This window comes from Arthrobacter sp. MDT1-49-2, from assembly GCF_059090185.1.
Window position 1 is genome coordinate 192964 of the sequence record NZ_JBNHFK010000006.1, and the last position, 22980, is coordinate 215943.

The 22980-nt window shown below is 65.6% G+C and carries 18 protein-coding genes; 15 read left to right on the forward strand and 3 right to left on the reverse strand.

The genetic code is table 11. The features are described 5' to 3' along the window. The first annotated feature begins 19 nt into the window (after positions 1 to 19). From AC5RTS_RS10410 to tuf, 7 genes are all read left to right on the forward strand, one after another. Positions 20 to 703 carry a 3-oxoacid CoA-transferase subunit A gene (locus AC5RTS_RS10410; protein WP_493991987.1) on the forward strand — a complete coding sequence of 228 codons (684 nt, stop codon included), beginning with the start codon at positions 20 to 22 and terminating at the stop codon, positions 701 to 703. Further along, positions 700 to 1356 (forward strand): 3-oxoacid CoA-transferase subunit B, encoded by a 657-nt coding sequence (locus tag AC5RTS_RS10415; RefSeq protein WP_493991988.1) that lies wholly within the window; start codon positions 700 to 702, stop codon positions 1354 to 1356. The genes AC5RTS_RS10410 and AC5RTS_RS10415 overlap by 4 nt, the downstream gene beginning before the upstream one ends. 24 nt (positions 1357 to 1380) lie before the next feature. Continuing rightward, positions 1381 to 2172, forward strand: coding sequence for an IclR family transcriptional regulator domain-containing protein (locus AC5RTS_RS10420; RefSeq protein ID WP_493991989.1), 792 nt, complete (start codon positions 1381 to 1383; stop codon positions 2170 to 2172). A 339-nt stretch (positions 2173 to 2511) separates the two neighbouring features. Continuing rightward, the gene (rpsL, locus tag AC5RTS_RS10425; protein WP_104052742.1) at positions 2512 to 2886 is read left to right on the forward strand and encodes a 30S ribosomal protein S12; all 375 of its coding nucleotides are present in this window, start codon (positions 2512 to 2514) and stop codon (positions 2884 to 2886) included. Between the two features lies 1 nt (position 2887). Further along, positions 2888 to 3358: a 30S ribosomal protein S7 gene (gene rpsG, locus AC5RTS_RS10430; RefSeq protein ID WP_227903869.1), complete on the forward strand. Its 471-nt coding sequence runs from the start codon at positions 2888 to 2890 to the stop codon at positions 3356 to 3358. A 117-nt stretch (positions 3359 to 3475) separates the two neighbouring features. After that, entirely contained in the window at positions 3476 to 5590 is a 2115-nt protein-coding gene (fusA, locus tag AC5RTS_RS10435; RefSeq protein WP_493991990.1) for an elongation factor G, read from the forward strand. Positions 5591 to 5813: 223 nt separating this feature from the next. Then, entirely contained in the window at positions 5814 to 7004 is a 1191-nt protein-coding gene (gene tuf / locus AC5RTS_RS10440) for an elongation factor Tu (protein ID WP_146361066.1), read from the forward strand. A gap of 48 nt (positions 7005 to 7052) precedes the next feature. Here tuf and AC5RTS_RS10445 read toward each other — a convergent pair whose 3' ends face one another. Genes AC5RTS_RS10445 through aroA form a run of 3 tightly spaced genes read right to left on the reverse strand, consistent with a single transcriptional unit; the run spans position 7053 to position 13398 of the window. Next, positions 7053 to 9047 carry an oxidoreductase gene (locus AC5RTS_RS10445; protein WP_493991991.1) on the reverse strand — a complete coding sequence of 665 codons (1995 nt, stop codon included), beginning with the start codon at positions 9045 to 9047 and terminating at the stop codon, positions 7053 to 7055. A 17-nt stretch (positions 9048 to 9064) separates the two neighbouring features. Beyond that, positions 9065 to 10315 carry an acyl-CoA dehydrogenase family protein gene (locus tag AC5RTS_RS10450; RefSeq protein WP_493991992.1) on the reverse strand — a complete coding sequence of 417 codons (1251 nt, stop codon included), beginning with the start codon at positions 10313 to 10315 and terminating at the stop codon, positions 9065 to 9067. Beyond that, complete coding sequence (gene aroA, locus AC5RTS_RS10455) at positions 10312 to 13398, reverse strand: 3-phosphoshikimate 1-carboxyvinyltransferase (protein WP_493991993.1); 3087 nt, start codon at positions 13396 to 13398, stop codon at positions 10312 to 10314. Before aroA ends, AC5RTS_RS10450 begins: the two co-directional genes overlap by 4 nt. Positions 13399 to 14269: 871 nt before the next feature. Here aroA and AC5RTS_RS10460 point away from each other — a divergent pair. The 8 genes from AC5RTS_RS10460 to rpsS all read left to right on the forward strand — a co-directional run bounded on the left by AC5RTS_RS10460 (position 14270) and on the right by rpsS (position 22975). Continuing rightward, entirely contained in the window at positions 14270 to 19297 is a 5028-nt protein-coding gene (locus AC5RTS_RS10460) for a hypothetical protein (RefSeq protein ID WP_493991994.1), read from the forward strand. Between the two features lie 32 nt (positions 19298 to 19329). Then, positions 19330 to 19461, forward strand: coding sequence for a hypothetical protein (locus AC5RTS_RS10465; protein WP_493991995.1), 132 nt, complete (start codon positions 19330 to 19332; stop codon positions 19459 to 19461). Positions 19462 to 19908: 447 nt separating this feature from the next. Continuing rightward, a complete protein-coding gene (gene rpsJ / locus AC5RTS_RS10470) occupies positions 19909 to 20217 on the forward strand; it encodes a 30S ribosomal protein S10 (RefSeq protein ID WP_146361073.1) in 309 nt (102 codons plus the stop codon). A gap of 16 nt (positions 20218 to 20233) precedes the next feature. Beyond that, the gene (gene rplC, locus AC5RTS_RS10475) at positions 20234 to 20890 is read left to right on the forward strand and encodes a 50S ribosomal protein L3 (RefSeq protein ID WP_227903858.1); all 657 of its coding nucleotides are present in this window, start codon (positions 20234 to 20236) and stop codon (positions 20888 to 20890) included. Between the two features lie 4 nt (positions 20891 to 20894). Further along, a complete protein-coding gene (rplD, locus tag AC5RTS_RS10480; RefSeq protein WP_493991996.1) occupies positions 20895 to 21509 on the forward strand; it encodes a 50S ribosomal protein L4 in 615 nt (204 codons plus the stop codon). Further along, a complete protein-coding gene (gene rplW, locus AC5RTS_RS10485; RefSeq protein ID WP_066295939.1) occupies positions 21506 to 21811 on the forward strand; it encodes a 50S ribosomal protein L23 in 306 nt (101 codons plus the stop codon). Before rplD ends, rplW begins: the two co-directional genes overlap by 4 nt. Positions 21812 to 21841: 30 nt before the next feature. Continuing rightward, the gene (rplB, locus tag AC5RTS_RS10490) at positions 21842 to 22681 is read left to right on the forward strand and encodes a 50S ribosomal protein L2 (RefSeq protein ID WP_146361090.1); all 840 of its coding nucleotides are present in this window, start codon (positions 21842 to 21844) and stop codon (positions 22679 to 22681) included. Between the two features lie 12 nt (positions 22682 to 22693). After that, entirely contained in the window at positions 22694 to 22975 is a 282-nt protein-coding gene (gene rpsS / locus AC5RTS_RS10495) for a 30S ribosomal protein S19 (protein WP_104052734.1), read from the forward strand. The last annotated feature ends 5 nt before the right edge of the window (positions 22976 to 22980 follow it).

Sequence of the window (22980 nt, forward strand, 5' to 3'; positions counted from 1 at the left end):
GCACACGTTAGGAAAAACCGTGCTCAACATAGTGCAGGACGTAGATGAGGCCGTAGCGCCCATCCACGACGGGGCCACCGTAATGATCGGCGGATTCGGCCGGGCCGGCCAGCCCGTGGAACTCATCGAGGCGCTGCTGCGCCAGGGCGCCACAGACCTGACCGTGGTCAACAACAACGCAGGCAACGGCGAACAGGGCCTGGCAGCCCTGATCGGTGCCGGCCGCGTAAAGAAAATCATCTGCTCCTTCCCGCGGCAGTCCGATTCGCAGATCTTCGACGCCCGCTACCGCGCCGGGGAGATCGAACTGGAACTCGTACCCCAGGGCAACCTGGCCGAACGCATCCGTGCCGCGGGAGCCGGCATCGGCGGGTTCTTTACCCCCACCGCCTACGGAACCCCGCTGGCAGAAGGCAAGGAAACCCGGATCATCGACGGCCGCGGGTACGTCTTTGAGACACCCCTGCACGCGGACTTCGCGCTCGTGAAGGCGCTGCGCGCGGACACCGCCGGCAACCTCGTCTACCGCAAGACGGCGCGGAACTTCGGTCCCATCATGGCCGCCGCCGCCAGGCATGCCATTGTGCAGGTGCGCGAGATTGTGGACGTTGGGGGACTGGACCCCGAAAACGTTGTCACCCCCGGGATCTACGTCAACAGCCTGGTCCGCGTGGACCGGGAGAAAGCACCGGCCGTAGCATGAGCACCGACAAGAAGCTGGATAAGAACGAACTCGCCGCCCTGGTCGCCTCCGACATTGCCCCCGGCTCGTTCGTGAACCTGGGCATCGGGCAGCCCACCCTGGTGTCGAACTATCTGGTGCCGGAGCAGAACGTCACCCTGCACACCGAGAACGGCATGCTCGGCATGGGACCGGAGGCACACGGCGACGAGGTGGATCCGGACCTGATCAATGCCGGAAAGATTCCCGTGACGGAGCTGCCGGGCGCGGCCTACTTCCACCACGCGGACTCCTTCGCCATCATGCGCGGCGGACACCTCGATGTCTGCGTGCTGGGCGCCTTCCAGGTCTCCGCGACCGGCGACCTGGCCAACTGGCACACCGGGGCCCCCGACGCCATCCCCGCCGTCGGCGGCGCGATGGACCTGGCCACCGGGGCCAAGGATGTCTACGTGATGATGTCCCTGTTCACGCGGGACGGCCTGAGCAAGCTGGTGAAGGAGTGCAGCTATCCGCTCACGGGCGTGGGGTGCGTGACCCGCGTCTACACTAATGAAGCAGTCTTTTTGCTGAAGGACGACGGCGTGCACGTCCGCGAGACCTTCGGCACCACCTTCGAAGAGCTGGCGGCGAAGATGGACATTCCGCTGATCCGCGCCGCGGACGGAAGCTAGCAGCACACCAACCATGGGGGACAGATGAGCGAGACCGTGCCGGCCAGCGACCAGTATGTGCAGTCGCTGGCCCGGGGCCTGCTGGTGATCCGCGCGTTCGACGCAGACCACGTGCAGATGACGCTCAGCGAGGTTTCGCGGCGCACCGGCCTGACCCGGGCCACGGCCCGGCGCTTTCTGCTCACCCTGGTGGAATTGGGCTACATCCGCACGGACGGGCGCATGTTCGAGCTCACCGCGCTGGTGCTGCAGCTGGGATATTCCTACCTGTCGGGCCAGTCCCTGCCCCAGCTGGCCCAGCCCGTGCTCGAGGACCTGTCCCGGCAGATCTCCGAATCCACGTCCGCGTCAGTGCTCGACGGCAACGAGATTGTCTATATAGCCCGGATCCATACCCGCCGGCTGATGACGGTCGGTATTGCCGTGGGTACCCGCTTCCCGGCCTACGCAACGTCCATGGGCCGGGTGCTGCTTGCCGGCCTGCCGGAGGAACAGTTCGAGGACTACCTCGCCGCAGTGCAGCTGCAGCCCCTCACCGACCGGACCGTCACCGACCCGAACAAATTCCGCGAACTGGTTGCCGGCGTCCGCGAACAGGGATGGGCGGTGGTGGACCAGGAACTCGAACAGGGCCTGCGCTCCGTGGCGGTTCCCGTGTATGACCCGCAGGGCAGGGTCACCGCAGCGCTGAATACGTCCATGCAGGCCACCATGGGCCTGGGCGGGCCTACACTGGAAGACGCAGCTGCCAGTGTGCTGCCGCACCTGCAGCAGGCATCGGCCACCATCACGGCGGCCCTCGCTGCCCGCAGTTAGTGATCCTGCACTCACGTCACCGCAGGAGGCGTTAAGTCTGTTAGACTGGAAACCAATTGTTTGTGTGGCAGTGGATGAAGGCCGCTCGCGTGCCCCCCGTGGTGAGATACTCGGGGGAATGCATTCCGAAAGGAATGGGCGGGCCTGTTTCCGGGTTGCGGGGTTCTTGCGCAACGAATGCCACACTTTTGCACGCCTACGGTCGCTTTCGGCGAGAACACGGAACTTCTCGGGGCATTGCGGCAACGACTTTAAGCGCACCGCCCCGAAGCCGGCTTCAGCCGACAGCGGGGCGGGGCAACCAGAGAATTATCTCGAGAAAAAACGGAGAACACGAAAGTGCCTACGATTCAGCAGCTGGTCCGCAAGGGCCGCTCACCCAAGGTCTCCAAGACCAAGGCTCCTGCCCTCCAGGGCAGCCCGATGCGCCGTGGTGTTTGCACCCGCGTTTACACGACCACCCCGAAGAAGCCGAACTCGGCTCTGCGTAAGGTTGCACGTGTCCGTCTCAACGGCGGCATCGAAGTAACCGCCTACATCCCCGGTGTGGGTCACAACCTTCAGGAACACTCCATCGTGCTGGTGCGCGGCGGCCGTGTGAAGGACCTTCCCGGTGTTCGCTACAAGATCGTCCGCGGTGCCCTCGATACCCAGGGTGTCAAGAACCGCAAGCAGGCTCGCAGCCGCTACGGCGCGAAGATGGAGAAGAAGTAATATGCCCCGCAAGGGTCCGGCCCCCAAGCGGCCGCTAGTACTGGATCCCGTCTACGGCTCCCCGCTGGTCACGCAGCTGATCAACAAGGTCCTGATCGACGGCAAGAAGTCCACCGCAGAGCGCATCGTTTACGGTGCACTTGCAGGCGCCCAGGAGAAGACCGGACAGGATCCGGTTGCAGCCCTGAAGAAGGCCATGGACAACATCAAGCCCAGCCTCGAGGTTAAGTCCCGCCGCGTCGGCGGCGCCACCTACCAGGTCCCCGTTGAGGTCAAGCCGGGCCGTGCAACTGCACTGGCACTGCGCTGGCTGGTTGGCTACTCCAAGGCCCGCCGCGAGAAGACCATGACCGAGCGCCTGCGCAACGAAATCCTGGACGCTTCCAACGGTCTCGGTGCAGCTGTGAAGCGCCGCGAGGACACCCACAAGATGGCCGAGTCCAACAAGGCCTTCGCCCACTACCGCTGGTAATAAGCCCGGCCGACGGCGGCCCCTCCTTCAAGGCCCTGCATTCCGCTTCGGCGGGGTGCAGGGCCCAAGGCAGATAAACGCAGTCGAAACGGCAAACACCAAATATAGGGAGAAACCGTGGCACTTGACGTGCTTACCGACCTGAATAAGGTCCGCAACATCGGCATCATGGCCCACATTGATGCCGGCAAGACTACGACTACCGAGCGCATCCTGTTCTACACGGGTGTCAACCACAAGATCGGCGAGACCCACGACGGTGCGTCCACGATGGACTGGATGGCACAGGAGCAGGAGCGGGGTATCACCATTACCTCCGCAGCTACCACGTGCTACTGGGACAACAACCAGATCAACATCATCGACACCCCGGGTCACGTTGACTTCACCGTCGAGGTTGAGCGGTCCCTGCGCGTGCTCGACGGCGCCGTAGCCGTTTTCGACGGCAAGGAAGGCGTGGAGCCGCAGTCCGAGACTGTCTGGCGCCAGGCTGATAAGTACAACGTCCCGCGCATCTGCTTCGTCAACAAGATGGACAAGCTCGGCGCTGACTTCTACTTCACCGTCGACACGATCATCAACCGCCTGGGTGCCAAGCCGCTGGTTCTGCAGCTGCCGATCGGTGCCGAGAGCGAATTCGAGGGCGTTGTTGACCTCCTCGAAATGCGTGCCCTCACCTGGCGCGGCGACGCCAAGGGTGATGTCACCATGGGCGCCAAGTACGAAATCGAACCGATTCCCGCAGACCTGCAGGAAAAGGCCGAAGAGTACCGCGCCCAGCTGGTCGAGACCGTTGCCGAGGCAAGCGACGAGCTGATGAACAAGTACCTCGAAGGTGAAGAACTCACCATCGAGGAACTCAAGGCCGGCATCCGCCACCTGACCATCAACTCGCTGGTTTACCCGGTTCTCTGCGGCTCCGCGTTCAAGAACCGCGGCGTTCAGCCGATGCTTGACGCCGTCGTCGACTACCTCCCCAGCCCGCTTGACGTGCCGAACATCAAGGGCCACGACATCCGCGACGAAGAGGTCATCCTCGAACGCGCCGCAGATGCCGACGCTCCGTTCTCCGCGCTGGCGTTCAAGGTTGTGACGCACCCGTTCTTCGGACGTCTGACCTACATCCGCGTGTACTCCGGTCACGCTGCTTCCGGCGCCCAGGTCATGAATGCGACCAAGCAGAAGAAGGAGCGCATCGGAAAGCTCTTCCAGATGCACGCCAACAAGGAAAACCCGGTCGAGGAAATCACGACGGGCCACATCTACGCCGCCATCGGGCTGAAGGATACGACCACGGGCGACACCCTGTGCGATCTTCAGAACCCGATCGTGCTGGAATCCATGAGCTTCCCGGAGCCCGTGATTTCCGTGGCCATCGAGCCGAAGACCAAGGGTGACCAGGAGAAGCTCTCCACCGCCATCCAGAAGCTCTCCGAAGAGGATCCGACCTTCCAGGTCTCCCTCGACGAAGACACAGGCCAGACCATCATCGCCGGTATGGGCGAGCTGCACCTGGACATCCTGGTTGACCGTATGCGCCGTGAGTTCCGCGTCGAAGCCAACGTGGGCAAGCCCCAGGTTGCTTACCGCGAAACCATCCGCCGTGCCGTTGCCAAGCATGACTACACGCACAAGAAGCAGACCGGTGGTTCGGGTCAGTTCGCAAAGATCCAGATCGCGATCGAGCCGCTGGATACTTCCGACGGCACGTTCTACGAATTCGAGAACAAGGTCACCGGTGGTCGTGTTCCGCGCGAATACATCCCCAGCGTTGACCAGGGTATCCAGAGCGCCCTCACCGACGGTGTGCTCGCCGGTTACCCGGTTGTCGGCATCAAGGCAACGCTGCTTGACGGCGCGTACCACGACGTCGACTCCTCGGAAATGGCGTTCAAGATTGCCGGACGCCAGGCCTTCAAGGAAGCCGCACGGATGGCCAGCCCGGTCCTTCTGGAACCGATGATGGATGTTGAAGTCCGCACCCCTGAGGAATACATGGGTGAAGTTATCGGTGACATCAACTCCCGTCGCGGACAGATGCAGTCCATGGAAGATGCAGCCGGCGTAAAGGTCATCCGGGCACACGTCCCGCTGTCCGGCATGTTCGGCTACATCGGCGACCTGCGGTCCAAGACCCAGGGCCGTGCCGTGTACTCCATGTCGTTCAACAGCTACGCGGAGGTCCCGAAGGCAGTAGCCGACGAGATCATCCAGAAGACGCGCGGCGAATAAAACCCTGGTCGGTGTTCCGGGGACAACCTCGGAACACCGGCTGTGTGCAGCGGGCCAAAGCTTCGGCCGGAAGCCCGCTGTATAGCCAGACTGAGCGGCCTCGCCAGGCTGCTGCGGAAATCGGCAATTTCATCAAATAAACAGCCCCCAGTAGACTTACATCAGTTTCAGTTGCGAAAAGCGCGGCTGGAGATTGAGTCTTCTAACTCTCTAGGAGGAACCCGTGGCGAAGGCAAAGTTCGAGCGGACTAAGCCGCACGTCAACATCGGCACCATTGGTCACGTTGACCATGGCAAGACCACGTTGACCGCTGCCATTTCGAAGGTGCTTGCTGACAAGTACCCTGATCTGAACGAAAAGCGCGATTTCGCTGCTATCGACTCTGCACCTGAAGAGCGCCAGCGCGGTATCACCATCAACATCTCGCACATCGAGTACCAGACCGAGAAGCGTCACTACGCACACGTTGACGCCCCCGGCCACGCTGACTACATCAAGAACATGATCACTGGTGCAGCTCAGATGGACGGCGCAATCCTCGTGGTTGCCGCTACCGACGGTCCGATGGCCCAGACCCGCGAGCACGTTCTGCTCGCCCGCCAGGTTGGTGTTCCCTACCTGCTGGTCGCACTGAACAAGTCCGACATGGTTGACGACGAAGAACTGCTCGACCTCGTGGAAATGGAAGTTCGCGAACTGCTGAGCTCCCAGGACTTCGACGGCGACAACGCTCCCGTCGTCCGTGTTTCCGGCCTGAAGGCTCTGGAAGGCGACCCCAAGTGGGTTGCTTCCGTCGAAGAGCTGATGGAAGCCGTTGACAACAACGTGCCGGACCCCGTTCGCGACAAGGACAAGCCGTTCCTGATGCCGATCGAGGACGTCTTCACGATCACCGGTCGTGGAACCGTTGTCACGGGCCGCGCCGAGCGCGGTACCCTGGCCATCAACTCCGAGGTCGAGATCGTCGGCATCCGTCCGGTCCAGAAGACCACGGTTACCGGTATCGAGATGTTCCACAAGCAGCTTGACGAAGCATGGGCCGGCGAGAACTGTGGCCTGCTGCTCCGCGGCATCAAGCGCGAAGACGTAGAGCGTGGCCAGGTTGTCGTGAAGCCGGGTTCCATCACCCCGCACACCGACTTCGAAGCCAACGTCTACATCCTGTCCAAGGATGAAGGCGGACGCCACAACCCGTTCTACTCGAACTACCGCCCGCAGTTCTACTTCCGTACCACGGACGTAACCGGCGTCATCACCCTCCCCGAGGGCACTGAAATGGTTATGCCCGGCGATAACACTGAGATGACCGTTGAGCTCATCCAGCCCATCGCTATGGAAGAGGGCCTCGGCTTCGCTATCCGCGAAGGCGGCCGCACCGTTGGATCAGGCCGCGTCACCAAGATCATCAAGTAATTTGATGTTCTAGCCTGAACCTCTTCGGTTCTTAGCAGGGCCCCGTTGCTACGGCAGCGGGGTCCTGCTGCGTTTAATGCCGGCACGCTCGTGCAGGCTCCGGGCCACTAACGAGCCCGCGTTCAGTCCCTGGTCAAAGGCCCGCACCGCGTTCAGGCCCGAGGCGTCGAGCGCTCCGCCGATGACGGTGCAGGGGATACCCCGGCGCAGGAGGGCAGAGTGGAGGGGATTGTGCGCCACCTGGCCGGCCGCCAGCACCACGGCATCCGCGGGCAGCAGCAGGGTGCCGGAACGGTTGGCCACCACCAGTCCGTCCGGTGTGACCTCCAGGGGAGTGGTCCCGGGAAGCAACCGCACTCCGGCAGCGGTGAGTTCCTGCAGGACCGCCCAGCGGGTGGACGGGCCGATCCCCTCGCCGATCCGCTGTCCGCGCCGGAGGATGGTGACGTGCGGCGGACCTCCACGGATACCCGTGAGCAGCCGGGCGAGGTCAACGGCTATGCCGCCGGCTCCGATAACCACCACCCGGCGGCCCAGCCCCGCGGGTTCGGCGAACGCCTCACGGTAATCCCGGACGGGGAGCCCGCCGGTGCGGGGCAGCGGAACCGGCCGGGGACGGACCCCCGTGGCGAGGATAACGTGGGCATAACCGGCCAGGGCCGCCGGGCCGGGGGAAACCCCGGTGGAAACCTGTACCTGAAGCCGCCGGAGCTCATTGCGGAAATACCTGATCGTCTGCAGGAAATCCTCCTTTCCCGGCACCCGCCCGGCCAGGCGGAACTGGCCCCCGATCCCATCGCCTTCCTCATACAGGTCCACGGGCAGCCCGGACTGTGCGAGCGTGGCAGCCGCCTGCAGCCCCGCCGGTCCTGCCCCCACGACGGCGACGCGCTGATCCGGCCGGGGGACGGAGGATGCACCGTCCACCGGATAGTCAAGCTCGCGTCCGGCCCTCGGATTGACGAGGCAGGAAACCGGTTCCGCGCCGAGGGAACGGTCTATGCAGGCCTCGTTACAGGCAATGCAGGTGTTCACCAGGGCTGCCTGACCGCGCCGGGTCTTCGCCACGATTTCCGGATCGGCAAGGAACGGGCGCGCCATGGACACCACATCGGCGTGGCCTGCCGTGAGTGCCTGTTCGGCCAGATGCAGCGAGTTGATCCGGTTGCTGCCGATCACCGGTACGGGTACGCCGGCGTCGGCCAGGGCCGCACGGATACTGCCCGCAAAACCCATCCAGTGCCCGTGCGGGACGAGCGCCTGGACGGACGGCACACGAGACTCGTGCCAGCCGATCCCGATGTTGAGGGCGTCGGCGCCGGCTGCTGCCAGCGCCACTGCGAGGTCACGGGATTCCGGCGGCGTGCTGGAACCCGGAACCAGGTCAGCCCCGGACGTGCGGTAGATGATCGGATAAGCGGGTCCGACGGCGCCGCGTACCGCTGCGAGGACGGCCAGCGGAAACTGCTGTCTGCGCCAACGGTCCCCGCCCCACCCGTCCGTACGGAGGTTGGTGAGCGGTGAAGCGAACTGATTGATCAGGTAACCCTCGGAACCCATAATTTCCACGGCGTCGAAGCCCAGAGCCTGCGCCTTGGCAGCAGCCGCTGCAAAATCTGCCAGGGTGGCCTCAATCTGCTGCTGCGTCAGAGCTGCCGGCAGCACCCGGGAGAAGCCGGAGTAGACCTCCGACGGCGCGGCCGGGCGGAGACCGTAGGTGGATTCGAAAGCGTACCGGCCGGCGTGAAAGAGCTGCAGGGCAACCTTCCCGCCGGCGCCGTGCACCGCGTCCAGGGTGGGGGAGAGCAGTCCGGCGGCCGGCGGTTCGTTAATCAGCAGATAGTTCGGTCCCCCCGCACCCATGCGGCTGACCGCGGCACCGCCGGTGACGATCAGGGCGGCACCCCCGACGGTCCGTTCCCGGTAGAAGGCCGCCAGCGCCTGCGGATCGTCCTCCCGGTTCAGGTGCATGGATCCCATCACAATCCGGTGGGGCAGGCGCAGCCGACCCAGTGAAACGGGGGAGAAAACCCTCTCCAGCATCGCCGGGCCCCGAGCCGTCAGCCGAGCGCGTCCGGTGCAGCCGCCGGGTCCGGCACGGCCGCTGCGGCGGCTGCATCGGCACGGGCAGCCGAAGCCCGGCGGAAAAGGTCGCGGGCTATGACCGTTTTCTGGATTTCATTGGTGCCCTCTTCGAAGCGCTGGGCCCGAGCGTCCCGGTACACCCTTTCAATGGGCATGGTTTTCCAGTATCCAATGCCGCCGTGAACCTGCAGCGCCTTATCAGTGACACGGCTGAGCATGTCCACTGCCGTCAGCTTGGCCATCGATGAGAGCGCCGGCGCGGCGGCCGCACCCTCCTGCCAGGCTTCCGCTGCCTGCAGGGTCAATGCCCGGACCGCGGAGATATCTGCCTCGTTCTCCGCGAGGGCAAAGGCGATGGCCTGCCGCGACGCCAGCGGTTTGCCGAACGTGGTGCGCTCCAAGGCGTAAGCCACCGCGAGTTGCTGCGCCCGCTGGGCCAGGCCCACACAGCTCATGGCCACCGAGATCCGGCTGGGGGTCAGGAAACCGCCCAGGGCCACCGCCAGCCCGTCACCTTCCGCTCCCAGCCGGTGGGATACCGGGACCGGGGTGTCCGTGAATGTCAGTGAGGCGTGGTCCGTCCCGCGCACCCCGAGCGTTTCGGAGGTGTCCTCCACAGTGACACCAGGGGCATGCCGGTCCACCAGCAGCGCCACGGTGCCGTCACTGCCGGTGCTGCCCGCCAGCCGCGCGAACAGCAGCCAGTAGTCGCAGCGCACGCCGAACGTAATCAGGTGCTTGCGCCCGGTCAGGTAATAGGTGTCCCCGTCCCGCCGGACACTGGAGGTAATGTCGGCACCGGTGCCGTTGCCCGGTTCCGTCAGCGTGAACGCGACGATCAGATCGCCCGCCACGGAAGGGCGGACAAACTTCTCCCGTTGGTCCTCGTCTGCGTGCGGGTTCATCGCCCGCCAGGTGCCGTTGACCACGTGCACGATCATGCGGATGGAGGCGTGGGACCGGGAGAAAACCTCCATTAGCCCCATCCACTGCACAAAACTCAGCCCCTGTCCGCCCAACTCGACGGGCGCCGCGAGGGAGAGGAAACCGGCCTCGCGCAGTTCCTTCCACAGGGCCTCAGGGACCTGCCCGGAGGCCTCAATGCGTCCGGCCCATTCCTCGCCGGGCCCCTCCACCCAGGACGTGACGGCGGAGAGCAGGCCGCGGTACCCGGCGTCGGAAACGCTGCTGCCCCGGCCGTCCGGGGTGATGGCGGTGACGCTCACAGTGTGCTCCGATCCGGGGGATAAACGGGGGCTGCGGAGGCACCGTCACGGCCGGTGAAACCGCGAGCCATGTCACGCAGCAGGAACTTCTGCACCTTGCCCACCGCATTGCGCGGAATATCCTCCATGAGGTGAAGGTGCTCCGGCCAGTAGTGCTTGGACACCTGGTGTCGGTCCAGGAATGCAGTGAGGTCCGTAAGCCGGGGCGCGGTTCCCGGGGCGGGAACCACAAAGGCGCAGGCCCGCTCACCCAGCCGGTCATCCGGCATGGCGGCCAGCGCCACGTCGGCCACGGCGGGATGGCGGTAGAGCAACTGCTCAATCTCAGCCACCGGGATTTTCTCCCCTCCGCGGTTGATGATGTCCCGGACCCTGCCCGTGATGTGCAGGAACCCGTCATCATCGATGACGCCGGTGTCGCCGGTACGGTACCAGCCGTCTTCGGTAAAGACTTCCTTGGTCAGGTCCGGCCGGTCAAGGTAACCGTCAAAGACGGTCGGGCTGTCCAGCTCGAAGTTGCCCTCAACCCCGGCAGGAAGGAGCCGCCCGTCGTCGTCGACAATCCGTGTCCGCACCCCGGACAGCGCACGCCCGTCGGTGCCCCACACCTTTACCGGTTCGTCCCGAGGCGATGCCAGGGTGCCAAGGCAGGTTTCCGTGGTGCCGAAGGCACCGCAGATCCGGGCGCCAAGGACGCGGGTGGCGCGTTCAGCCAAATGCCGGGGTACAGCGGCCCCCGTGTTCACGAAGATCCGCAGGCTGGATGGTGCCGGGGCACCGGCATCCACAGCGCGGACCAGATCCGCGAGGAACGGTGTGGCGGCCTGGACAAAGGTGGCACGCCAGCCGTTCATCAGCGCCAGGGCGCGTGCCGGATCCCACACCGGTTGCAGGATCTGCGGACAGCCCAGGACAAAGGACAGCCACATGCCGTAGAGGAACCCGGTTTGGTGGGCAAGGGGGGAGGGGATAAAGACTGCGTCGTCACTGGTCAGGCCCAGATGGGCGACTTCCATGGCAGCGGCGCGGCTGAGCGTGGAATGGCGGTGCACCACACCCTTCGGTTCGCCGGACGTCCCGGAGGTGAACAACAGCTGGGCCGCATCCCTGGCGGCCGGCGCATACCGGGCCAGCACCCGGTGGTCCGGCCGGGCACCTTCCACCGTGCGTGCCCAGTCGGCGAACTCCGGGCCGCCGGGCACCCGGGGCAGGGGGCGCCGGGAGTGCGCCTCCCGCAGCACCAGGACCTGTTCGACGGTGGGGGCGGTCTCGGTGCCGGTGCCGCCGGCGCGCCGCAGCAGCCCCGCGAGTTCCTCTGCGGGGCGGCGGCCGCGGAACTCCTCCACAGTCACGAACAGGCGGGCGTGGGCACGGTCCAGGGCCATGGCGACCTCGCGCTCACGGAAAATCGGCATCACGGGCGCTGCGACGGCACCAATACGCAGGGCCGCGACAGTGAGAATGACAAATTCGCTGCGGTTGGGGAGCTGGAACGCCACCCGGTCTCCCGGGCGGATTCCGCGTTCCAGCAGGGCCGCCGCAACCCTGTCAGCCTGCGCGTCCAGCTCCGCCCAGGTCAGATGGCCCGCGGTGCCCGCACCGCCGTCGATCACTGCGCTCTCATTGGGCCGTTCCGCGGACCACCGCCGGACCCATTCGGGCCCCGTGACCGACGCCGCAGCTTCCACCGCGGCCTGGCCTTTGATGGTGCGTGCCCGGCTGCCCCTGGCGGTACGGACCGGGCGGGCGATGCTGGGGCGTCGGATTCCTCCTTCCTCCACCTTCATCCGCAGCCCAAACGTGGTCATGGCCGCAAGATACTCGGGGTAGGAGATCCGGTAGGCATGGGGGTAGGTCAGGGTGCTGCGGCCCTCGGCCGCGGTCGCTGCCAGCGCCAGGGACATCAGGACCCGGTGATCGTTGAATGAGGAAAGATCCGCCCCGTTCAGCCCCGGGACGCCGCGGATTATCAGAGTGGATCCTTCCACCGTGAGGTCGGCCCCCATGGAGTTCAACTGCAGCATGGCTGCAACCCGGTCCGATTCCTTCATCCGCACGTGGTCGACGTTCCGGAACGTGCTGCGGCCGCGGGCCAGGCATGCCATTACCGATAGAACCGGGAGCATGTCCGGCACCCGCCGGCAGTCGACGTCGATCGGGGACAGCTGCACCCCGCCATGCCGGATGCTGACGGACCCGGTTGCGGCGTCGGCCACCATCGGCACGCCCATCTGCGCTGCCAGGTCTAGGAAATCCGCCTCGGGGTGGTCCGATCCCGCTGAGGAGACAGCCGGGAGCCCGGCGAGCGTCACATCGGCCGGGTGGAGCGCGGCGGCGGCGATGCCGAAGGCAGCGGATCCGATATCCGGCGGCATCCGCAGGTCGGCGGGAACGGCCTGCTGGTTCGGTGCTATCCGGAAACGGCGGAAGTCTTCGGCGGCGTCCACTTCCAGGCCGAAACGCCGCATCATGGCAACCGTCAGCTCTATGTAACTGCTTTCGTTCTGCTCGCCATCGACGATCACCGTGGTTTCGGTGCGGGCGAACGGGGCAAGGAGCAGGAGCCCGGATATCCACTGCGAGAGGGTGCCGGGGATATGCACTTCGCCGCCGTACGGCCGGCCGGCAGGGACCCGCAGCGGCGGGCAGTCATTGGCGGCGGAGATGTCCACACCCATTTGGCGCAGCGCTGCCAACAGGGCGCCGATGGGCCGCCGCTGGAAGTACTTCTGGCCGGTTACGACGACGTCGCGGGAGCCCAGCGAAGCGAGACCCGCCATGAAATACAGTGTGGTGCCGGAGCTGCCCGCGGACACGGCGGCGCTGCGGGGCCGGTAGGGTCCGCCGCGGACAACGAAGGTATCGTCCTGCACGTCAATCCCGGTGCCCAGCTGCCGAAGCATGGCCACGGTGTATTGCACGTGGCGTGCATCGGTCAAGCCGGAGATCCGGCTGGTGCCCGGTGCCAGCGATGCCAGGATCAGGGCGCGGTGGGCGTGGTACTTGGAGTTGGGAACCTGCACCGTGCCGGTGATGCTGCCGGTGTCCGTGCCGCTGCGGGTTCCGAGGACCGAAAGATACATGGCCGTGAGGCCTTTCTGTCGTCTGCGTGGCTGCCGCTACCCCATGCGCGGACGACGCTACCAGTTGGGTTGCCGAGCGGGAACAGCTCTCGCCGAGACGCGGAGCTGCCGAGGTCAATCACGTGGTCACGGCGGTTTCGGTCGCAGTTCTCCTCCACAGGAGCCGCCCGCGAGACTTACCGGCAGCCTTATGCACAACCGAGGGTGCGGGTGACGCAGCTTGCAGGCGGCAACACCTTAGGATGGGCAGCAAATACGCCAACCGGAAGGAAGCAGTGACATGGGGGTCTTCCTGCTATTCCTGGCTGCCATAACGGCCAGTTTCTTCGTCGGGCGCGTCGTGGGCGTGAGGGCGGGCCGGGGCACGGACCTGCTTGGCCGCCGCGTGCCGCCGCCAGCGCAGATTTATGACGAGGGTTACCGCGCGGGGCTCTCTGCCGCCGCTGCACGGCACGGGCAGGCAGGAACCGGGCAGGCGGCCGGGCCCGGAGGCGCCGGGGAGACGGGACCGTCAGGAGCCGGATCAGCCGGCCATCTGGGGGCGGTACAGGCAGGGCAGGGGAGTGCCGGGCAGCCCGTCCAGGCGGTTCCACCGGTATGGGCATCCCCCTCAGAGCCCGCGCAGTCACGTCCGCTGCCCCCTCCCGTTGCCCCGGCTGCCCGGGCGGGTGCGGCCCCCGCTTCCGCGCCCTCGGGCCCCCGGCCCCCGCATGTGCCGGCCCCGCGCGGTACCGGGGCACCGCTACGTCCGATGGGAACGGCCGGACGCGGTGGTCTCCCGCCTGCGGCTCCCTCAACTCCCTCAACTCCCGCGATTCCCGCGCCAGCCAGGCCCGCCAGGCCGGCCCCGCCGGTCAAAACAGAGGCGCAGTTGCAGGCTGAAAAACGCCGGAGGGACCTGCGGAACATCAACATCACGCTCTACTCCGCCAGTCTGCTGCTTGTTGCGGCCGCGGCCCTCTTCATTGGGCTGGCCATCCCCGCCGGGGCCCGCTTCCTCGGCGTCGTGGGCGTCACGGCGCTGTTCTATGTATCCGGGCTCGTGGTCCATGCCCGCAGCCGCCGACTCCGTCCGGCCGCCGTGGCCTTCACCGGTACGGGGCTGGCGCTGATACCGGTTGCCGGACTGGCACTGCACACCGTGGTCCTGCAGGACGGACCGGCGGCATGGCTCATCACGTCGCTGGTGGGCACAGTAGCGTTTGCCTATGCCGCCGCGAGGATTGACAGCCGGGTGGTTACGTACCTGGCACTGACGTTCCTGCTGTCCTCCGGTCTGGCCTCTGGCGCTGTTCTCCGCTCGGGGATCATCTGGTACTTCCTGTTTACCGTTGTGCTTGCCACCCTGATCAGCCTTGCCGCAATCCGCCGGCCGAAGTGGCTGAACAATCTGTATCTCGACGCATTCGTCAGGTCGCACCGGTATCTGGTTCCCGCCACGGCAATTGCCGCGGTCCAGATATCGGGGGACCTGACGGCGGGCCAGCTGTCCATCCTGTTCCTGGCGTTCGCTCTCCACTACGCGGTCATGATGTGGCAGGGCCCGGCGAGGAACCAGCTGGCAAACAGCTATGGCTTGCGGGCCGCCGGAACCGTGGGCCTCACCGCCCTGTGCTACTCCTTCACCGGGAGTACGCAGGCGACGGTGCTGGCATTCGCCGTGCAGATCGCAGCGCAGTTGGTCGGTATCCTGCTGCGCAAACCGGTGTATGGAGCCGCTGCCCTGCTGCAGGTCGCCTCCCGGACCGCAGGACTGCCTCTGGACGAAGGGTTGCACGAAGAAGCAGGAGTTGACCGGCTCAGGGAAGGATCACCGGGCCTACATGCGGAGGGGGACGCTGCCGGAGAAGGAGCGCCATCCGGCGGAACACCAGGCGGGGCGCCGGCTGCGGGCCGTGTCAGCCTGGCAAAGAAACCGGCAGTCGACCCGCAGACGCGGGCACGCAGGTTCTTCCGTGCCGACATCGCAGCCCTGCTGGTGATACAGGCTGCCACGGGGCTTGCCGCCGGGCTGTTCCAGGCCCTTGCCGCCCCGTCGGGGAGCACACTCATCTTTTCGGCGACCATCCTGGTGGTCCTCGGCACCTATCTTGCGGCGGCAAGAACCGTGGGCGGGCTTTTGGAATTCGCCGCCATTGTTCCGCTGGGCCTGTCTTTTGTCCCTCATGCCCTGCTGGCGAGGGAGCCTTTGTGGCCATCCGTCCTGGTCACGGCGGTGCTTACCGCGTACCTGGTGGTACGTGCCAGGGGAGAAGCAACACGCAGGCAGTTTGTGCTTGCCGCCCGGACGGCGGGCGTCCTACTGATCCCGTTGGCCGTGCTGGCGTCGCTGTCGGGTGCGGGGAAAGAGGCGGCCTGGTCCTGGACGCTGTTGACCGCCGTGGTGGCCATGGCCGCCAACCAGGCAGTATCCGTTATCCGGGTATCCCGAGGGAAGCAGGAGTATGTCCCGGGCCGGGTGATTCTTGTTTCGGCCGTCGGAGCCGCCGCAGCTGTCCTGGTGCTGTGCTTCCAGCCGGGGCTGGCCCCCACCCATGCCGTGGCCGGGCTCTGGATAATGGTCGCGGTCAATATCCTGACGGCGCTTCATCTGTCCCGAAGCCGGTTCCTGGCGGCCGGTCCGCTGGGCTTCACCGCCGCTGCCCTGATGGGTGCCGGGTTGCTGGGCGTGCGCGGCTACGAGCTGCTGGTTGCCGCGGCACTGGTTTACTGCGCGCTGCTGGCCTGGAAGTTTGGGCCGCGCGTACACCGCACCTTCTACATGGCCGCGGGCCAGGTTTCGCTAACCATCCTGACAGGGCTGGTTGCGGCGGACCTGGGCATGGACGTGCACGGCATCTTCATGGCGCTGGCGGCTTCACTCGCCGTCCAGCATGTAGCCAGGATTATCCTCCACAGGCGCCTGCAGCCATTGGGGCTGGCCCGGACCTTTACGTGGACAACGTTGATGGTGCTGTCACTGACGGCTCCGGCCTATTACATCCTGACCTACACAGCGGCCCGGCCCGGAACCGGGCTGGCACTGCTGGTGATTGCCGCGGCATCCGCGCTGGTCATGCAGGGCGTAGCCGCATTCGCAGCGGCACGGCCGCGGGTCATCACGGACGCCGGATTGGCGGCCGTTGTCCCCGGCGACGGGATCAAGCCCGGTCCCATCACTGGTCCCGCTCCTGTCACAGGTCCCCGTCCTGTCACTGGTCCCGGTCACGAGGTCCCCGCGGCTGGGTCCGTCAATGCCGCCGCCACCGTAGTGCGTCCCCGCACGGCTGCGTCCGGTCCGGACCGGGCAGCGGATCACGCCGCCGTCTCGGCCACCGCCGCTTCGGCGCTTGCGCTACTGCTCAGCGTGGGCGTCCGCACAGTGGATGCCACCGCCGTCGCCCTTGCTGTCCTCGCGGGTGCTTTGGCCCTGAATATCCTCACTGCGCTGCTGCTGCGGCGGACCTGGCCGGCTCTGCTGGCTCCAGCCGGCTTTGTGGCTGCCGCCACGGCAGGGGCAGGGCTACTGGGCGTGCGGGGCTATGTGGTGCTGGTTTCGGCAGCGATCGTGTACTGCATCTACCTTGTCCTCGGGCGCACCAACCCGTTGCGTGGTGCCTACCTGCTGGCGACGCAGGTTCTCTTCATTGTCCTCGCCGCCCTGGTGGCGGCAGACGTAACCGGGGAGATCCACAGTGTCTTCGCCGTAGCCGCGGTAGGCATTGGCGTCTGCGCGGCACTCCGGGCAGTTTTCGCCCGCCAACTGGAACCGCTGGGCCTGGCCGGTGCTGCACAATGGGGAAGCCTTTGTGCCGCCGGCACCGTACCTCTGGCCTATACCGTCCTGGCGGGCCCCGGGCGGCAGGACGGAACGCTCGTGTTCCTCCTGCTCATGGCAGCATCGGTGGCGGTCCTGATCCAGTTGTCCATTGCGATGCGGGTACGGCGGGGCACTGCACTGCCGTTCGCGGCTGAACTGACGGTGTCGGCCGGGCTGATTGTCGTTATTGCCGCCGCGGTGTCCCGAGGCATCGATGCTCCGGTCGTGTGGAGCCTGGCGCTGATCTGGGGAGGGCTGGCAGCAAACATTGCCATTTCCCTGACACTGCTGCGACTCTCCCTGTACGAGGTGGCTGCCCCGGCAGGGTTCGCCGCGGCAGCCATGCTCGGCGGCGGAGCCTTGGGGATACACGGGTATGAGGCACTGGCGCTGACTGCCCTCGCTTACTGTGCCTCCCTGGCACTGAACCGGGCGCTCCCGACACGAGGCCTGTATCTGCTGGGCATCCAGGCACTCGTGGTGCTGCTGGCTGTTCTCGCGGCTCTGGACCTGGATGCGGGACGGCATGGGGCATTCGTCGCCGGAACCACGGCGCTTGCTGCCCAGCACATCATCCGGACCCTTCTGCCCCGGCGCTTCGACAAGCTGGGATATGCCGAAGTCTCGGGGTGGGTAAGCCTGGGCCTCCTGATGCTGGCACCCATCGCGTATGCGGTAAACGCCGGACCGGGTGCCAGGCGGGACGTTGTCAGCGTGCAGTTGATCCTCCTGCTGCTCAGCGCAGCGGCTGCCTTTATCCGCTGGCACACAGACCATCGGCCGCGCTCGCAATGGGCCATTTATATCGCCGGCCTTGCACTGGGCACGCTGCCCGTAGTGCTAACCCGCCTGCCGGACTTTGACAGTGCAGGGCTGCTCCCCGAAGCCGTCCTGAGTCCGGTGGCAGCCGGGGCAACCCTGCTGGGACTGGCCGCTGCCGGGCTGTCGGCTGAGTCGCGGCGGGACCTGGAGCTGCCTCTTCGCACCGCTTTTCTCGCAATCTGCGCTGTTTATACGGCGGCGGCATTGCTTCTCGCTGCAGCATCGGGCAGCGCTCTCCTGGCTGCCGCCGCCTTCGGCTTCGCCGGTGCCCTCTTCCTGGCGTGGTCCTACTCCAGGCAGCGTCCCTGGTTGGCTGCCGGGCTGCCGCCCCTGCTGGTGACCGCCATGCTTTTCCTCTGCTGGTCCCCGGCTGGCACAGTGCTCGGCGGGATGCTGGAAACAGGCTATGCCGCCCTGGTGCCTGCCTGGGCCGCAGCGTCGGTGCTGCTGGTGATCCGGCCGCTGCTTCCGGTGCACGGCTCCGAATCCGCTGCACAGCAGCAACGGGACGGTGTCCTGCGGCGGCGCATCATGGGCGCCGGTGCCTCCCTCATCCTGGCCATGGCAGCCATCCCGGCCATGGCCCCTGACGCCTCGGCAACAGCGGGGTCCCTGACCCTGGCCGCGGCCCTGGGTGTTGGCCTGTTCGAGGTGCCGGCCAGATTCCGGGAACCGGCCGCACAGGCGGCGGCGCTCCTTGCGGCACTGGCGGTTCAACGCATTGCCTGGCTTCTGCTGGGAGAGGTCAACGGCTTCTGGTCCCTGCAGTACTGGGCATGCGTCCTGGCCGGCCTGGCCGCGTACGAGTACCTCCGTCAACGTGAGGACCGGGGCACCATCGTCCTGGCCGCCTCGGCGGCCATCCTCTCGCTGAGCGGGCTCTCCACCATCATCAGCGGGGGCGCGGGCAAACAGTTGTGGGCACTGGTGGCCCACGCCGGGCTGCTGGCGTTCGGCCTGCTTGCCAGCCGGAGACTGTTCACGCTCTGGGGTGCAGCCGGTGTTGTACTGGCTGTGCTCTGGTACCTGCGGGGCTACACCTTCCTGTGGCTGGCACTGCTGGGCATCGGGCTGATTGCACTGGCCGTCTGGCGGCTCACGCGGGTGCGTTCGGATGAGCCGGACCAGGACCAGAAGGAACCCCGGGGCACGGGGGAGCGCTTCGGTACCGGCGTCACCGGCGCGGGGGATCCCGGCGTTGGGAACTCCGCTCCGTCGGATCCCGCGGAGGCATCCCGGGCTCCGCTGTCCGGTGCGGGGGAGGAGCACAGCCACTGACACATCCCTGACGCCTCGGCTAGGCTCGAAGCATGGAGTTTCTTATCTTCCTGGCCATTGCCGCCGCGGCAGCAGCGGGGATCGGATGGGCCCGCCGCCGCTTTCGTCCGGAGATTGAGCGGGCACAACGGATCCGGCGGGCCAACCGAGACGGCAGGCCCTGACTTTCCGGCCGGCGGCCGGCTGCGTTAGACTATTCGGGTCAAGCTCTCCGACGCGGCTGCCCGCCGCAGGGGAGGAGCCGGATTGGCCATCTGCGCCAAGGTCTGGCAGACTAGAGAAGTTGTTCAAGCGCTTTTGTGCCCACACACGCCCATGTTCCGGCTGAACAGCAGGAACCGGGAAGTGTTGAGATTCAGTCCCGGCCAGGATAATGCCTGGTGCAGGGGTGGATCCTTCAGGGGAAGAGCCCATATATAACCCGCCCCCATTCTTGCTGGGCGTCGTTGGTTTCAGAACCGCGACACGCCCGAGCGCGGGGGTCGGAGCCTCGACAGGGTGAGGAACCCGGATTTATCCGGATTCAGTCTGTTGGAGGGGCGCCTGGCCGTAAGGCAGTTCGGCGCAAAAACTGTACAGAGAGCATTACTCGAAGAAAGAGGCACGACGCCATGGCGGGACAAAAAATCCGCATCCGGCTGAAGTCGTACGACCACGAGGTCATCGACGTATCAGCACGGAAGATCGTTGAGACGGTCACGCGTGCAGGCGCAACGGTAGTAGGCCCCGTGCCGCTGCCCACGGAAAAGAACGTTTACGTTGTTATCCGTTCGCCGCACAAGTACAAGGACAGCCGCGAGCACTTTGAAATGCGCACGCACAAGCGCCTGATCGACATCATTGACCCCACGCCTAAGGCCGTTGACTCGCTGATGCGTCTTGACCTGCCTGCAGACGTGAACATCGAAATCAAGCTGTAGGGGGGGAGCGGATAATATGTCTACTTCACTTACACGCCAGGTAAAGGGACTGCTGGGCACCAAGCTCGGCATGACCCAGGTTTGGGACGAGAACAACAAGCTCATCCCCGTAACCGTCGTCCAGGCTGACTCCAACGTCATCACGCAGCTGCGCAACGCGGAAAAGGACGGCTACACCGCCGTTCAGATCGGCTACGGCCAGATCGACCCGCGCAAGGTGACCAAGCCGCTGGCCGGCCACTTTGAAAAGGCCGGCGTTACGCCGCGCCGCCACGTAGTTGAACTGCGCACCGCAGACGCCGACACCTACGAGCTGGGCCAGGAACTCTCCGTTGAGATTTTCGAAGCCGGCCAGAAGGTCGACGTCGTCGGAACCTCCAAGGGCAAGGGCTTTGCCGGTGTCATGAAGCGTCACGGCTTCCACGGCGTCGGTGCCTCCCACGGTGCACACAAGAACCACCGTAAGCCGGGTTCCATCGGTGGCGCATCCACCCCGGGCCGCGTCTTCAAGGGCGTTCGGATGGCTGGCCGCATGGGCGCCGTCCGTCACACCACGATGAACCTCACGGTTCACGGTGTGGACGCCGAGAAGTCGCTCCTGCTGATCAAGGGTGCCGTTCCCGGCGCCCGCGGCCAGGTCGTCCTCGTACGCACCGCCGTGAAGGGAGCTTAGTCTCATGGCTAACGAAACCACTGTTGAATTCCCCGCAGAGATCTTCGACGTTCAGACGAACGTACCGCTGCTCCACCAGGTGGTAGTTGCTCAGCTTGCAGCCGCCCGCCAGGGTACGCACAAGACGAAGACCCGCGCCGAGGTGAGCGGCGCAGGCCGCAAGCCCTTCAAGCAGAAGGGCACCGGCCGGGCCCGCCAGGGTTCCATCCGTGCGCCTCACATGACCGGTGGCGGCGTGGTCCACGGACCGACGCCCCGCGATTACAGCCAGCGCACCCCCAAGAAGATGAAGGCTGCTGCCCTGCGCGGCGCCCTGTCGGACCGGGCACGCAACGGCCGTATCCACGTCCTCGAGACCCTGGTTGCCGGCACCACGCCGTCCACCAAGGAAGCACTGAGCGCCCTGCGTTCGGTCTCCGACCGCAAGAACCTGCTCGTTGTTATCGAGCGCGCCAACGATGTTGCTGCACTGTCCGTGCGCAACGTCCCGGAAGTTCACGTGATCTACGTAGATCAGCTGAACACCTACGACGTGCTGGTATCCGACGACGTGGTCTTCACCAAGGCTGCCTACGACGAGTTCGTCGGCAAGAACACTGTCAAGGAGGACGCCAAGTGAGCGCGACCACCGCTAAGGACCCGCGCGACGTAGTGCTTGCACCCGTCGTCTCGGAAAAGAGCTACGGCCTGATCGACGAAGGTAAGTACACCTTCCTGGTTGACCCCCGCTCGAACAAGACCGAGATCAAGCTGGCCGTGGAGAAGATTTTCTCCGTCAAGGTCGACTCGATCAACACCATCAACCGTGCCGGTAAGCGTAAGCGCACCAAGTTCGGATGGGGACAGCGCAAGAGCACCAAGCGCGCCATTGTCACCCTCAAGGACGGCACAATCGACATCTTCGGCGGTCCGCTCAGCTAGGGCGGAGACCACTTTAACGAGGAATAAATAATGGGAATCCGTAAATACAAGCCGACTACCCCGGGCCGTCGCGGCTCGAGCGTAGCCGACTTCACCGAAATCACGCGGTCGACGCCGGAAAAGTCGTTGGTACGTCCGCTGCCCAAGAAGGGCGGCCGTAACAACACCGGTAAGATCACGACCAGGCACAAGGGTGGTGGACACAAGCGTCAGTACCGTCTGATCGACTTCCGTCGCCACGACAAGGACGGCGTCAACGCTCGCGTTGCCGAGATCGAATACGATCCGAACCGTACCGCCCGCATTGCGCTGCTGCACTACGTTGATGGCACCAAGCGTTACATCATTGCTCCGAACAAGCTCAAGCAGGGCGACTTCGTAGAGGCCGGCGCCGGGGCTGACATCAAGCCCGGCAACAACCTGCCGCTGCGCAACATCCCCGTGGGTACCACCATCCACGCAGTTGAACTGCGTCCGGGCGGCGGCGCCAAGATGGCCCGCTCCGCCGGTGCATCTGTTCAGCTCGTTGCCAAGGAAGGCCGTTTCGCCCAGCTGCGTCTGCCCTCCGGTGAAATCCGCAACGTTGACGTTCGCTGCCGCGCCACGATCGGCGAGGTCGGCAACGCCGAGCAGTCCAACATCAACTGGGGCAAGGCCGGCCGTATGCGCTGGAAGGGCGTACGCCCGACCGTCCGCGGTGTCGCCATGAACCCGGTCGACCACCCGCACGGTGGTGGTGAAGGTAAGACCTCCGGTGGACGCCACCCGGTCAACCCGAACGGTAAGCGCGAAGGCCGCACCCGCCGCCCCAATAAAGAGAGCGACAACCTCATTGTGCGTCGCCGTCGTTCCGGCAAGAACAAGCGATAGGAGCCTGGAAACATGCCACGCAGCCTGAAGAAAGGCCCCTTCGTCGACCAGCACCTGTTTCTCAAGGTAGCGGCCGAAAACGAAAAGGGCACCAAGAACGTCATCAAGACGTGGTCCCGCCGTTCGATGATCATCCCCGACATGCTCGGGCACACGATCGCCGTACACGACGGACGTAAGCACATTCCGGTGTTTGTCACCGAGTCGATGGTCGGGCACAAGCTCGGCGAATTCGCTCTGACGCGGACATTCCGCGGCCATGTGAAGGACGACCGCAAGGGCAAGCGCCGCTAGGCGCT

Coding starts and splice junctions, on each gene's coding strand:
- rpsS (WP_104052734.1), top strand. CDS start 22,694: ATGCCACGCAGCCTGAAGAAAGGCCCCTTCGTCGACCAGCACCTGTTT.
- rplC (WP_227903858.1), top strand. CDS start 20,234: ATGTCTACTTCACTTACACGCCAGGTAAAGGGACTGCTGGGCACCAAG.
- rpsJ (WP_146361073.1), top strand. CDS start 19,909: ATGGCGGGACAAAAAATCCGCATCCGGCTGAAGTCGTACGACCACGAG.
- aroA (WP_493991993.1), bottom strand. CDS start 13,398: ATGTATCTTTCGGTCCTCGGAACCCGCAGCGGCACGGACACCGGCAGC.
- rplB (WP_146361090.1), top strand. CDS start 21,842: ATGGGAATCCGTAAATACAAGCCGACTACCCCGGGCCGTCGCGGCTCG.
- AC5RTS_RS10445 (WP_493991991.1), bottom strand. CDS start 9,047: ATGCTGGAGAGGGTTTTCTCCCCCGTTTCACTGGGTCGGCTGCGCCTG.
- AC5RTS_RS10420 (WP_493991989.1), top strand. CDS start 1,381: ATGAGCGAGACCGTGCCGGCCAGCGACCAGTATGTGCAGTCGCTGGCC.
- AC5RTS_RS10465 (WP_493991995.1), top strand. CDS start 19,330: ATGGAGTTTCTTATCTTCCTGGCCATTGCCGCCGCGGCAGCAGCGGGG.
- rplD (WP_493991996.1), top strand. CDS start 20,895: ATGGCTAACGAAACCACTGTTGAATTCCCCGCAGAGATCTTCGACGTT.
- AC5RTS_RS10415 (WP_493991988.1), top strand. CDS start 700: ATGAGCACCGACAAGAAGCTGGATAAGAACGAACTCGCCGCCCTGGTC.
- rpsG (WP_227903869.1), top strand. CDS start 2,888: ATGCCCCGCAAGGGTCCGGCCCCCAAGCGGCCGCTAGTACTGGATCCC.